11 protein-coding genes are annotated in these 12,241 nt (G+C 55.9%); 5 read left to right on the top strand and 6 right to left on the bottom strand.

All coding sequences use genetic code 11. The features are described from left to right. The first annotated feature begins 5 nt into the window (after window positions 1-5). On the top strand, window positions 6-920 hold the full coding sequence (locus AC1VYI_RS12015; RefSeq protein ID WP_045354159.1) for a LysR family transcriptional regulator: 915 nt from the start codon (window positions 6-8) through the stop codon (window positions 918-920). 304 nt (window positions 921-1,224) lie between these two features. Then, the gene (gene ansP / locus AC1VYI_RS12010; RefSeq protein WP_023311978.1) at window positions 1,225-2,721 is read left to right on the top strand and encodes an L-asparagine permease; all 1,497 of its coding nucleotides are present in this window, start codon (window positions 1,225-1,227) and stop codon (window positions 2,719-2,721) included. Between the two features lie 51 nt (window positions 2,722-2,772). Here the strand turns inward: ansP and yncE are convergent, their stop codons facing one another. Further along, entirely contained in the window at window positions 2,773-3,834 is a 1,062-nt protein-coding gene (gene yncE, locus AC1VYI_RS12005; protein ID WP_023311979.1) for a 7-bladed beta-propeller protein YncE, read from the bottom strand. A gap of 242 nt (window positions 3,835-4,076) precedes the next feature. Here yncE and pqqU point away from each other — a divergent pair, with 242 nt between their 5' ends. Then, on the top strand, window positions 4,077-6,191 hold the full coding sequence (pqqU, locus tag AC1VYI_RS12000; RefSeq protein WP_134866137.1) for a TonB-dependent receptor PqqU: 2,115 nt from the start codon (window positions 4,077-4,079) through the stop codon (window positions 6,189-6,191). Window positions 6,192-6,310: 119 nt separating this feature from the next. Here pqqU and AC1VYI_RS11995 read toward each other — a convergent pair whose 3' ends face one another. The 3 genes from AC1VYI_RS11995 to AC1VYI_RS11985 all read right to left on the bottom strand — a co-directional run bounded on the left by AC1VYI_RS11995 (window position 6,311) and on the right by AC1VYI_RS11985 (window position 8,915). Then, window positions 6,311-6,979: a GntR family transcriptional regulator gene (locus AC1VYI_RS11995; RefSeq protein ID WP_023311981.1), complete on the bottom strand. Its 669-nt coding sequence runs from the start codon at window positions 6,977-6,979 to the stop codon at window positions 6,311-6,313. 254 nt (window positions 6,980-7,233) lie between these two features. Then, a complete protein-coding gene (locus AC1VYI_RS11990; RefSeq protein ID WP_047741953.1) occupies window positions 7,234-8,274 on the bottom strand; it encodes an NADP-dependent oxidoreductase in 1,041 nt (346 codons plus the stop codon). A 65-nt stretch (window positions 8,275-8,339) separates the two neighbouring features. Beyond that, on the bottom strand, window positions 8,340-8,915 hold the full coding sequence (locus tag AC1VYI_RS11985) for a helix-turn-helix domain-containing protein (RefSeq protein WP_023311983.1): 576 nt from the start codon (window positions 8,913-8,915) through the stop codon (window positions 8,340-8,342). Window positions 8,916-9,063: 148 nt separating this feature from the next. Between AC1VYI_RS11985 and AC1VYI_RS11980 the strand changes: the two genes are divergently transcribed. Together AC1VYI_RS11980 and AC1VYI_RS11975 are read left to right on the top strand one after the other, a co-directional pair. Next, the gene (locus tag AC1VYI_RS11980) at window positions 9,064-9,582 is read left to right on the top strand and encodes a GNAT family N-acetyltransferase (protein ID WP_134866136.1); all 519 of its coding nucleotides are present in this window, start codon (window positions 9,064-9,066) and stop codon (window positions 9,580-9,582) included. Continuing rightward, window positions 9,579-10,028: a DMT family transporter gene (locus AC1VYI_RS11975; RefSeq protein ID WP_045400041.1), complete on the top strand. Its 450-nt coding sequence runs from the start codon at window positions 9,579-9,581 to the stop codon at window positions 10,026-10,028. The genes AC1VYI_RS11980 and AC1VYI_RS11975 overlap by 4 nt, the downstream gene beginning before the upstream one ends. Window positions 10,029-10,031: 3 nt before the next feature. Here AC1VYI_RS11975 and AC1VYI_RS11970 read toward each other — a convergent pair whose 3' ends face one another. Together AC1VYI_RS11970 and AC1VYI_RS11965 are read right to left on the bottom strand one after the other, a co-directional pair. Further along, window positions 10,032-10,265 (bottom strand): YdcY family protein, encoded by a 234-nt coding sequence (locus AC1VYI_RS11970; RefSeq protein ID WP_023311986.1) that lies wholly within the window; start codon window positions 10,263-10,265, stop codon window positions 10,032-10,034. 101 nt (window positions 10,266-10,366) lie between these two features. Continuing rightward, entirely contained in the window at window positions 10,367-11,965 is a 1,599-nt protein-coding gene (locus AC1VYI_RS11965) for an ABC transporter substrate-binding protein (protein WP_023311987.1), read from the bottom strand. Window positions 11,966-12,241: the final 276 nt, after the last annotated feature.

Below are 12,241 nucleotides of genomic sequence, written 5' to 3'. Positions count from 1 at the left end.
TCGCGATGCTAAAAGATAATTTCAACGACCTCCTCTCTTTTATGGTAGTCGCCCGCGAGCGCAGCTTTACGCGCGCGGCGGCGCAGCTGGGCGTCTCGCAATCGGCGCTGAGTCATGCGATGCGCAAGCTTGAAGCGCGGCTCGACGTTCGCCTGTTAACCCGCACAACCCGCAGCGTGGTTCCGACACCCGCGGGTGAGCAGCTTTTTACGCGCTTAAGCCCGCATCTGCTGGAGATCGAACAGGAACTCACGGCGCTTCGCAGCGCACGCGACAAACCCGCAGGCGCTATCCGCATCGTCGCCGGCGAACACGCGATGGACGCCGTGCTCTGGCCGGTCCTGAAGGCGTTTATGGTGCAGTATCCTGACATTAACGTCGAAGTGACGGTCGACAATGGCCTGACGGATATCGTCGATGGCCGTTTCGACGCGGGAGTACGCCTGGGTGAACAGGTGGCAAAAGATATGATTGCGGTACGGATAGCGCCGGATATGCGCATGGCCGTGGTCGGTTCCAGGGATTATCTGGCTCGCTTTGGCGTGCCGCAGACGCCGGAGCAGCTCGCTGACCACCGCTGCATCAACATGCGCCTGCCCACGCGCGGCGGACTGTATCACTGGGAATTTGAACGCGACGGGCGCGAGCTTCGCGTGCGGGTTGAGGGGCAGCTTACGCTGAGCAGCCTGCCGCAGCGTATCGACGCCGCTGAGAATGGACTCGGATTAGCCTACGTGCCGGAGGCGTCGGTTCTGGAGGCGCTTAATCACGGACGGCTGGTCAGGGTCCTTGAATCGTGGTGCCCTACTTTCGAGGGGTATCACCTTTATTATCCGAGCCGTCGCCAGCACACTACCGCTTTCAGGTTACTGTTAGATGCTCTGCAGCAGTCAAAATCTTTACCACCTGGTAATAATTAAGAGATTCTGATGATTAAATAATCAACCCGCCGCATGTTTTGTCTAAAAACTCACCACGATTCAGCGTGTTGTGATCGCCGTCTGCTCTGACCACACGATTTCCTTCGACGTGCATCACTTTCGGCACGGTTATATTTTGCGTCGCTTATGAATTGCAGGTAGGATGCCTCGCCATGTTTCGCCTTATCCATACGCAGAATGACTGGGAAGGCGACATGTGTTTGCGCAGAAGCAATCGTTTGTATTGCGCTCTGCCAGGCAGGACTATCACGATAATGGTTCAGACAGGCAAACAGGTAACTCAATGAAAACAAGCAATAAAAGCGCAGCCGATCATCATGCTGCTAAACGTCGCTGGTTGAACTCCCACGAAGAGGGCTACCACAAAGCGATGGGCAACCGTCAGGTTCAAATGATCGCCATCGGCGGCGCTATCGGAACGGGTCTGTTTTTAGGTGCGGGTGCGCGTCTGCAAATGGCTGGCCCTGCTCTCGCCCTGGTCTATCTGGTGTGCGGGATCTTCTCTTTCTTTATTCTTCGTGCGCTGGGCGAACTGGTACTGCATCGCCCTTCCAGCGGAAGCTTCGTCTCTTACGCCCGTGAATTCCTCGGTGAAAAAGCGGCCTACGTTGCGGGCTGGATGTACTTCGTCAACTGGGCGATGACCGGTATTGTCGATATCACCGCCGTTGCGCTGTATATGCACTACTGGGGCGCGTTTGGCGATGTGCCGCAGTGGGTCTTTGCGCTTGGCGCGCTGGCGATTGTCGGCACCATGAACATGATCGGCGTGAAGTGGTTCGCGGAGATGGAGTTCTGGTTTGCGCTGGTTAAAGTGCTGGCCATCGTGGTGTTCCTGGTCGTGGGTACCGTCTTCCTCGGCAGCGGCAAGCCGCTGGACGGCAATGCCACCGGCTTCCACCTGATAACCGATAACGGCGGGTTCTTCCCGCACGGTCTGCTGCCTGCGCTGGTCCTGGTTCAGGGCGTGGTGTTCGCCTTCGCCTCCATCGAACTGGTGGGTACCGCAGCAGGTGAATGTAAAGATCCGCAGACTATGGTGCCAAAAGCCATTAACAGCGTGATCTGGCGTATCGGTCTGTTCTACGTCGGTTCCGTGGTGCTGCTGGTTCTGCTGCTCCCGTGGACTGCCTATCAGGCCGGTCAGAGTCCGTTTGTGACCTTCTTCTCTAAGCTGGGCGTGCCTTACGTTGGCAGCATCATGAACATCGTGGTCCTGACCGCGGCGCTCTCCAGCCTGAACTCCGGTCTTTACTCTACCGGCCGTATCCTGCGCTCCATGTCGATGGGCGGTTCTGCGCCGAAGTTCATGTCGAAAATGAGCAAGCAGCAGGTTCCCTATGCGGGGATTCTGGCAACGCTGGTGGTTTACGTCTTTGGCGTGTTCCTGAACTATCTGGTGCCGTCCCGCGTATTTGAGATCGTTCTGAACGTGGCTGCACTGGGGATTATCGCCTCCTGGGCTTTCATTGTGGTCTGCCAGATGCGTCTGCGCAAAGCGATCAAAGAAGGCAAAGCGGCTGATGTGAGCTTCAAGATGCCGGGCGCACCGGTGACCTCCTGGCTCACCCTGCTGTTCCTGTTCAGCGTGCTGGTGCTGATGGCGTTCGACTACCCGAACGGTACCTACACCATCGCAACGATTCCGCTGCTGGCGGTACTGCTGATTGCCGGCTGGTTCGGCGTGCGTAAGCGCGTTCACGAGATCCACAGCACCGCGCCGGTTCATCACGACGATGAAAAACACGACGCACCGCTGGTGGAAGAAACCTCGCGTTAAGCATCTGGTAAGCATTAAAAAGGGAAGGCAAATGCCTTCCCTTTTTTTATCTTACAGCGCGATACGAATTACGTCGTCAGGCTGAGTGGCTTCCTGCTGGCGAGTGGATTTTTGTTTCACCGTCACGTACAGGGTTTTGCCATCCGCAGAGAGCGCCAGGCTGTTCGGGTAAACCGGCGTGTCGAAGGTTTTTGTGACCTTATACGTTTTCGCGTCAATCACGCTCACCTTACCGGCTTCACGGTGCGTCACGTAAACCTCATTGCGCGTTGGGTTAAACAGGACGGCCAGTGATTCAGGCGCGGCAATCTTCTCCATCACGCTGCCGTCTTTCAGGCTCACCACCAGCACTTCCGGCTGTTTTGAATCGGTCAGGAACGCGCGCTGGCCGGCGGTATCGAGGCTGATGTTCAGGTAGAAGTGCTCTTTGCCGTCATCCTGCACCTTTTTGCGGCTCAGGATTTTATTGGTCGCCGTATCAATGGTTACCAGCTCGCCGTCCGCATTCGTGGTGTACAGACGTTTTGCCTGCGCATCCAGCGCCAGGCCGGTGCTGTACGTACCGGTATTGGCAATGGTCTCTTTCAGCTTCAGCGTTGCGCCATCCACCACCCAAATCACGCTCTCTTTGCCGACACCGGTGATGTAAATCGTGTTGCTCGCGTCATCCGCCACCAGCTGGCGCGGCTGCAGCGGTTTGACGGTTTCACTGCGCTGGCGATTATCGAGCACCAGTCGCCCTTTCACGTCGCCCGTTTTCGCATCGATGGCCGTCACCGCGCCGTTGAGGGTGTTGCCAAACCACAGGGTTTGCGTCGCGCCGTCGAGCGTGGCGCCAAAGGGTTTGAGATCGCTGTGAATCGCCTGCGTCACGTCCAGCGTAACCGGATCAAGGCGATAGATCACTCCGCCCTTATCGGTTTTGCGGCTTTGCGAGGTCGCCACCCACAGCGCATTCTCCTGCTGGCTGACCGCCATTTCATACGCCCCTTTGCCCACCGCTTTACGCAGCACCTCTTCGGCGGCATGCACCTGGAACGTCCCGGCAAGCAGTAAAGTGGCAGACAGCAGTGACAGGCTCAGACGCGGCGAGCACAGATGACGTAAAGACATAACAATTCCTTTTCTGAAAAGAGGGGTTTGGGCTGACATCACTTCCGGCAGACAACGTCATGGCATTGTCTTTTGATAATGAGAATAGTAATCATTATTGGACTGAATGTGGAGTTTTTCTTTCGCGCTTCGCCTTTCATTAACGCAATGTGCGGTTATAGTTTTCAAAACATTTACAAAACCTTTAACATGTATGGACATGTTCCATTTGGTTCGTTTATACACCACAACCGGTTTTATTCATGAAAATCATTTCTGCCCGTAAGGCTTCTCTCCCGCTGCTGCTGGTTCCCGTTATTTTCGCGCCGCTAACTGCAATGAGCGCGGAAGAACAAACCATGATCGTCAGCGCCACGCCGCAAACCGTATCGGAGCTCGATACCCCGGCCGCTGTCAGCGTCGTTAACGGCGATGATATGCGCCAGGCCGCGCCGCGCATCAACCTGTCTGAATCCCTCGGCAGCGTCCCGGGACTGCAAATTCAGAACCGCCAGAACTATGCCCAGGATCTCCAGCTTTCAATGCGTGGGTTTGGTGCCCGCTCAACGTTTGGCGTGCGCGGTATCCGTATGTACGTCGACGGTATCCCTGCCACCATGCCGGACGGACAGGGCCAGACCTCCAACATCGATCTCTCCAGCGTGGAGAGCGTTGAAGTGCTGCGCGGCCCCTTCTCGGCCCTGTACGGCAACGCCTCCGGCGGCGTGATTAACATCAACACCCAGACCGGGCAGCAGCCGCCAACCATTGAAGCCAGCAGCTATTACGGCAGCTACGGGACCTGGCGCTATGGCATGAAAGCCACCGGCGCGATGGGTGACGGCACCCACGCCGGGGACGTGGATTACACCGTCTCCACCACCCGTTTCACCACCAAAGGCTACCGCGACCACAGCGGCGCGCGGAAGAACCTCGCTAACGCCAAGCTGGGCGTGCGCATTGACGACGTCAGCAAGCTGACGCTGATCTTCAACAGCGTGGACATGAAGGCCAACGATCCGGGCGGTCTGAGCTATCAGGAGTGGCAAAATAACCCGCGTCAATCTCCACGCGGCGATCAGTACAACACCCGCAAGACCATCAAGCAGACCCAGGCCGGCCTGCGCTACGACCGCCAGCTCAGCGCTCAGGACGACCTCAGCGTAATGATGTACGCCGGCGAACGTGAAATGACGCAGTACCAGTCGATTCCGTATCAGCCGCAGCTAAAACCCTCCCACTCCGGCGGGGTGATTGATATGCAGCGTCATTATCAGGGCATCGATACCCGCTGGACGCACCGTGGCGAGCTGCTGGTGCCGGTGACCTTTACTACCGGCCTGAACTACGAAAACCTGAGCGAAGATCGTCGCGGATACGAGAACTTCGTGATGAACAACGGCGTGCCGGATTACGGCGTGAAGGGTGATAAGCGTCGAAACGAACGTAACCTGATGTGGAACGTCGATCCTTACCTGCAAAGCAGCTGGCAGCTGACGCAGAAGCTGTCTGTGGATGCGGGGGTGCGCTACAGCTCGGTCTGGTTTGATTCCAACGACCATTACGTTACGCCGGGCAACGGCGATGACAGCGGTGACGCGAGCTATCACAAGTGGCTCCCGGCCGGTTCCGTGAAGTATGCGGTGACGGACGCATGGAACCTCTACGCTGCCGCAGGGCGTGGATTCGAAACGCCAACCATCAACGAGCTTTCCTATCGCGCCGATAACCAGGGCGGCCTTAACATCGGCCTGCAGCCGTCCACCAACAACACGTATGAAGTGGGCAGCAAAACCCGCATCGGCAATGGCCTGCTGACCGCGGCGCTGTTCCGCACCGATACGGATGATGAGATCGTGGTGGATGCCAGCTCTGGCGGGCGTACCAGCTATAAAAATGCCGGTAAAACCCGTCGTCAGGGGGTGGAAGTCTCCCTCGACCAGCAGTTTGCAGAGAACTGGAAGCTGAAGATGGCATGGACGTATCTGGATGCCACCTACCGAACTAACGTCTGCAGCGACGCAGACTGTAACGGTAACCGGATGCCGGGCATTGCCCGCAACATGGGTTACGCCTCGTTTGGCTGGCAGCCGGAAGAAGGCTGGTACGCGGGCTCTGACGTGCGCTACATGAGCGATATCATGGCCGACGACGAGAATACGGCGAAAGCGCCGTCGTATACTGTGGTCGGGCTGAACACCGGGTACAAATTCAACTACGGCAGCTGGGGCATGGATGTCTTTGGCCGCGTCGATAACCTGTTCGATAAAGAGTACGCGGGCTCGGTTATTGTCAACGAGTCTAACGGTCGTTATTACGAGCCAGCACCGGGCCGTAACTACGGGGTCGGGCTGTCGGTCTCTTATCGCTTCGAGTAAGCGAAAAGAAAAGTTTATCTTATTAATGAAATAACGCTCCTGATGGCAATAAACCATCAGGAGTTATTCACCAGATAAATAATTAGGGGCGGAATATAGTCGCTCTGCTAAATAATCTCTTAGTTAAAATATTGTCGCTGTAAAAGCAAATTCGCTTCATCAATCACCTTATCAATCGCCTTCTGGCAGGCAACAACATCTCTTCGCTCAAGGGCGGAAAGCAGTTCGTCATAGTGATATGTCGAGGCTTTGATGTCGTTAAGCTCCTGATGCAGATAGTTCATACAGGGCCCGATGCGCACCCAGAGCTGCTCAATTAAGGCATTAAGCGTTGGCATTTCTGCGTACTGATAAAGCGTAAACCGGAAGACGCGATTCGCATGCAATGCCTGCTGGACGTTCCCGTTGCGCATGGCCTCATGAAAGGCATCCGACAATTTGCGCAACGCCTCCAGTTTGCTATCAGACATATTCTGACAGGCCGCGGCGACCGCCATCGGCTCAAGCTGCTTGCGGATGGCGTTAATCTCGTTATAGCGCTCCAGCGTGACCTCCGGAACCAGAAATGCCTGCGCCGGCGTGGCGTGTAACGCCCCTGATGACACCAGGCGCAACAGCGCCTCGCGAACAGGGGTAATACTGGTTCCTAATTTATCGGCGATCTCTTTCGTAATCAGTCGTGCCCCAGGTTTGAGTGAGCCTGTAATTAACGCTCCTTTCAAACTGTGTTCAACTTGCATGGTAAGACTGACCCTTTGGGCTTTTTCTAAGTGGTCCAAATCAAGCATGTTCAATTCCTGTAGCTAAAACTTAATGCTATTTTTAAACGCCAGTTTTAATAAAACGACGCCGGTCCGATATATCCTGTATCGTCATGCCTGGTGGTGGGAAGTACGTAAAAACATCAAAAAAGCAAAATTTGTTTTTTTATTGGTTTCGGGCCCATCCGGGATGCGGACGCGAAATGCCATGTCCGTTAATTAAAGACAATATATCGTATCTTCACAAATAAATATGGCGGGAAACCCCGCCATAGTGCCGTTTATTTATTGTCACTCGCGACGCGAATCACGACTTTGCCGAAGTTACGCCCTTCAAGCAGGCCAATCAGCGCCTCGGGCGCGTTCTCCAGCCCGTCCGTTATCTGTTCGCGATAGTGAATTTTGCCCTCCTGCACCCAGCGTCCCATCGCTTCCTGGAACTCCTTAATGCGGTGACCGTAATCCTGCCCGATGATAAAGCCCTGCATACGAATGCGTTTCTTCAGGATGGTCGCCATCAGGAGCGGCAGGCGATCCGGCCCCTCGGGCAGGCCCGTCGCATTGTAGCCGCTCACCAGACCGCACACCGGCACGCGCGCGGAGGTATTCAGTAACGGCAGCACGGCGTCAAATACTTTCCCGCCGACGTTTTCATAATAGACGTCAATCCCGTTCGGGCAGGCGCGTTTCAGCTGTTCGGCAAAGTCGGCCGCGTGGTGATCCAGACAGAGGTCAAACCCGAGGACCTCAACGGCATGGCGGCATTTTTCAGCCCCACCGGCGACGCCGACTACCCGGCAACCTTTAATTTTACCGATCTGCCCGACGGTCGCGCCAACCGGGCCTGTCGCCGCGGCGACCACCAGCGTTTCGCCCGCTTTTGGCTGCCCGATATCCAGCAATCCCATATAGGCGGTAAAGCCCGGCATGCCCAGAATACCCAGCGCCCAGGAAGGATGTGACGGATTTTCGCCCAGCTTCACCAGGCCGCTGCCGTCCGAGAGTTCATACTCCTGCCAGCCGCTGTAGCCCAGCACCCACTCACCGGCTTTGAAGTCGGGATGATTTGACTGCTCAACGCGGCTAACCGTTCCCCCCACCATCACCGCGCCCAGCTCAACCGGTGGTGAATAGGATGGCGCATCGCTCATGCGCCCCCGCATGTAAGGGTCCAGCGACAGCCAGACGGTGCGCAGCAAAAGCTGTCCCTCAGCGGGGGCGGGAACAGGCTGCGTTTCGAGACGAAAATTTTCCGCGACCGGCGCACCCTGAGGACGAGAGGCCAGTACCCAGCGGCGATTTTGCGAAACAGGTTGATTCATCGGGATCTCCTTCTGGTACAAATGTCATTACAGCCTGGCTCACGATCGGCGTTATCGCATTAGCATTACGAGGCAGACTGGTTAAGCCGTACAACCAGATAGATGCAGGTTTCATTCGTTTCGTTGATGAACCTGCAGTCATTTGGCGGCCCCAGCTCGAGACAGTCTCCGGCGTGCATTTCGTGGCGCGTATCGCCCTCCTGAAACACCAGCTCGCCGGACTGGAGCCAGATAAGCTGACGTGCCAGCGCGTAAGAAGATGCAGGCATCGGAACATCGCTGCCCGCGGGCAGTTCAACCTGAACAAGGTCGATGGGCAGATCGGTGCGGGGAGAAACATGGCGGCGGAGATAGTGCGTCTGCGGATCTCGCCAGACGGGCTGGTTTGCAAGGCGCAGCAGCTTGCCCTCCTGCATTTCGGCCCGGGCAATAAGCGTTGACATGCTGATGCCAAACGCGCCGGACAGGCGAGCAAGCAAGGTGGCTGTCGGGCTGCTGTCTCCGCGTTCAATCTTGTGGATCATCGCGCGCGAGACCCCTGCCCGGTCAGCAAGCTCGCTCAGGGACCATCCGCGAGACTCGCGTTCAAGGCGAATTCTTGCGCTAATCCGTTGATTCATCGTGTCTGTTATGGTGTTCATGACGTCATACTATAGTGTATGAAAGGCATTTCAATGTGCTTTTGATAACAAAAAAATATGGCTTATGCCGTAGCGTTCGGGCTATACGGTTGTGTAATATCGTAGGAATAACGTAACACTATAGTGAACAACACACAGAGGGTTAATCATGATCGTTCGTCATGCCTGCAAGGAAGACTGCGCTGCGATAGGCGAAATCTACAACCATGCGGTGCTGCATACTGCCTCGATCTGGAACGATAAAACCGTCGATACCGATAACCGAATCGCCTGGTTTGAGGCGCGCACGCTCGCGGGTTACCCGGTTCTGGTGAGCGAGGAAAACGGCGTTATCACCGGTTACGCCTCTTTCGGCGACTGGCGCGCCTTCGACGGTTTCCGTCATACGGTTGAGCATTCGGTCTACGTCCACCCGGATCATCAGGGACAAGGCATTGGCCGCACGCTAATGGTCGCGCTGATTAACGAGGCCCGCGCCATCGGTAAACACGTAATGGTGGCCGGTATTGAAGCGCAAAACCATGCCTCGATTCATCTCCATGAAACGCTTGGTTTTGTCACCACGGGGCAGATGCCGCAGGTGGGAACCAAGTTTGGCCGCTGGCTGGACTTGACCTTTATGCAGCTGCAGCTGGACGAGCGCAGCGATCCGGACGCTATCCCATGAATCAGTCACTGACGCTGGCGTTTCTGGTGGCGGCGGGAATTGGACTGGTATTGCAAAATACCTTAATGGTGCGTATCACCCAGTCTTCCTCCACCATTCTTATCGCGATGCTGCTGAACTCTCTGGTCGGCATTGTGCTGTTTGTCAGCATTCTGCTGCTGAAACAGGGCGTCGCCGGATTCAGCGAGCTGGCCGCAACGGTACGCTGGTGGACGCTTATTCCGGGGCTGCTGGGGTCGTTTTTCGTGTTTGCCAGCATCAGCGGGTATCAGAACGTTGGCGCGGCGACGACTATCGCCGTGCTGGTAGCAAGCCAGCTGATTGGCGGGCTGGTGATGGACGTGCTGAGAAGCAACGGCATTCCGCTGCGCGCCCTCATTGGCCCGGCGTGCGGCGCGGTGATGCTGGTCATCGGGGCCTGGCTGGTGGCGCGACGCCAGTTTTGATCGTTACAGTATGGTGCCGCCTTTGGTCAGCTGTTCCTCACGCGCGTCCAACTCCTCTTTATGCTGCTTACCATGGTGCGAAATCGCGGTACGCAGACGCTGCTGCTGGGTGTAGCGATCTTCACGGCTGAGCTCAGCGTCATCGCTTAATTCGATCAGCAGTTCATTCATATGGGTAATCACGCTCTCTTCGATAGCGGCATCCACACGGGCGGTAACTTCGCTTAAATGTGACATTGTCACTCCTTGTCATGTGCCCGGTGGCGCTACGCTTGCCGGGCCTACGGGTGCCAAATGTAGGCCGGGTAAGGCGTAGCCGCCACCCGGCGATAAAACGCTTAGTTCAGCTTCGCTTTGGAGAAATCGCTGCCCATCAGGCTCACGCTGTATCCGGTCACGTTGCTGCGGGTCGCATAGAACGTTTTCCCGTTTGCCAGTGCGATCCACGGCGCCTGCTGGTAGAAGATCTCCTGCGCCTGGCCGTAGAGTTTCGCGCGCTCGGCCGGGCTGCTGGTCAGCTTCGCTTTTTGCACCAGAGCATCATAACCCTTATCGCACCAGCGCGCGGCGTTTGATCCGGTTTTAATGCTGTTGCAGCCCAGCAGCACGTCGGCAAAGTTATCAGGGTCACCGTTATCGGACATCCAGCCAAACAGCGCGGAGTCATGTTCGCCTTTACGCATTCCGGAGAGATATTCACCCCACTCGTAAGAGACAATTTTGGCCTTCACGCCGACTTTCGCCCAGTCGCTCTGGATCATCTCTGCGATACGGCGCGAGTTCGGGTTATAAGGACGCTGAACCGGCATTGACCACAGCGTGACTTCCGCCCCCTTCTCCAGCCCCGCCTGCTTCAGCAGCGCTTTCGCTTTTTCAGGATCGTAGCTGTAGTCCTTCAGGTCTTTATTAAAGCCCAGCATATTTGGCGGGATCGGCGATTTTGCCACCGTACCGGATCCCATAAAGACCGCATTGACGATCGCCTTCTTGTCGGTCGCGTAGTTAAGCGCCTGGCGCACCAGCACGTTATCAAACGGTTTTTTCTCGGTGTTGAACGCCAGATAGCCGACGTTCAGCGCATCGACCGAGTGCAGAGTCAGGTCTTTGTTGTTCTTGATGGCGTCAAACTGAACCGGGGACGGTGCAGGAATGATCTGGCACTCGTTGGTCTGCAGCTTCGCCAGACGGGTTTCCACATTCGGCGTGATGGAGAAGATGAGATGCTTCGTCGGCACTTCGCCTTCCCAGTAGTTCGGGTTCGCGACGTAGCGGATCAGCGAATCCACCTTGTACTGCTGCAGGACATAAGGCCCGGTACCAATCGGCCAGGTGTCAACGTTTTCAGGCGTGCCTTTTTTCAGCATCGCGTCGGCGTATTCGGCGGAGAGAATGGAGGCGAAATCCATCCCCCAGTCGGCCAGAAACGCGGCGTTGGGTTCGCTGAGGGTGAACTGGACGTGATAATCGTCGACCTTTTTAACGTCCTGGATCAGCTTATCGAGACCGACATCGTTAAAGTATTCGTAGTTGCCCTGCGACACGTTGTGATACGGGTGTTTAGGGTCTTTCTGACGCAGAACCGAGAAAATAACGTCATCGGCGTTAAAGTCGCGCGTCGGTTTGAAGTATTTATTGCTGTTGAACTTCACCCCTTTGCGCAGGGCAAAGGTATACGTCTTACCGTCCGGCGAAATCGTCCAGGACTCCGCCAGCGACGGAACCGGGGTGTTTTTCACCGGGTCAAAATTGATCAGACGGTTGTAAAGCACCTGAGAGCTGGCCACAAAAGACGGGCCAGAGCTGGCGATTTGCGGGTTGAAGGACTCGGGAGACGCTTCAGAACAGTAAATAAGGGTGTCGTTGTTTGCCGCCCATGCGGCACCGGCTGGTAACAGCGCGCTCAGCGCAAGGGCGAGCAGTGTTTTCCCTGTAGACATGGTTATAACCCTGACAGTTTTATTATATAAGACAGTAATAACAGCACAGGCGATATGACCTGGCAAATAACGAAACACTATCAGGTTATTCTAAAGCCGCGTTTTTTGCTGTTTTAACAGCCAGCGCCCCAAAAGGTGATTCTCCTTAAGGGCCATTATTCGTCAAGCACAACCGTCACTTTCTATGCCGCAAGAAATCGGTCCTTTTAGCGTCTCTTCCCCCGTTTGGTTGCTTCCTCGTTTCGTTAAAGTAACGGTGTGAAGAAGTATATGGGA

The organism is Enterobacter sp. QK-SA4, assembly GCF_056856775.1.
This window is presented reverse-complemented; position numbering and strand designations above follow the sequence as displayed.

Coding starts and splice junctions, on each gene's coding strand:
- AC1VYI_RS11985 (WP_023311983.1), bottom strand. CDS start 8,915: ATGAACACCATAACAGACACGATGAATCAACGGATTAGCGCAAGAATT.
- AC1VYI_RS11990 (WP_047741953.1), bottom strand. CDS start 8,274: ATGAATCAACCTGTTTCGCAAAATCGCCGCTGGGTACTGGCCTCTCGT.
- AC1VYI_RS11980 (WP_134866136.1), top strand. CDS start 9,064: ATGATCGTTCGTCATGCCTGCAAGGAAGACTGCGCTGCGATAGGCGAA.
- AC1VYI_RS12015 (WP_045354159.1), top strand. CDS start 6: ATGCTAAAAGATAATTTCAACGACCTCCTCTCTTTTATGGTAGTCGCC.
- yncE (WP_023311979.1), bottom strand. CDS start 3,834: ATGTCTTTACGTCATCTGTGCTCGCCGCGTCTGAGCCTGTCACTGCTG.
- AC1VYI_RS11965 (WP_023311987.1), bottom strand. CDS start 11,965: ATGTCTACAGGGAAAACACTGCTCGCCCTTGCGCTGAGCGCGCTGTTA.
- AC1VYI_RS11975 (WP_045400041.1), top strand. CDS start 9,579: ATGAATCAGTCACTGACGCTGGCGTTTCTGGTGGCGGCGGGAATTGGA.
- pqqU (WP_134866137.1), top strand. CDS start 4,077: ATGAAAATCATTTCTGCCCGTAAGGCTTCTCTCCCGCTGCTGCTGGTT.
- ansP (WP_023311978.1), top strand. CDS start 1,225: ATGAAAACAAGCAATAAAAGCGCAGCCGATCATCATGCTGCTAAACGT.
- AC1VYI_RS11995 (WP_023311981.1), bottom strand. CDS start 6,979: ATGCTTGATTTGGACCACTTAGAAAAAGCCCAAAGGGTCAGTCTTACC.
- AC1VYI_RS11970 (WP_023311986.1), bottom strand. CDS start 10,265: ATGTCACATTTAAGCGAAGTTACCGCCCGTGTGGATGCCGCTATCGAA.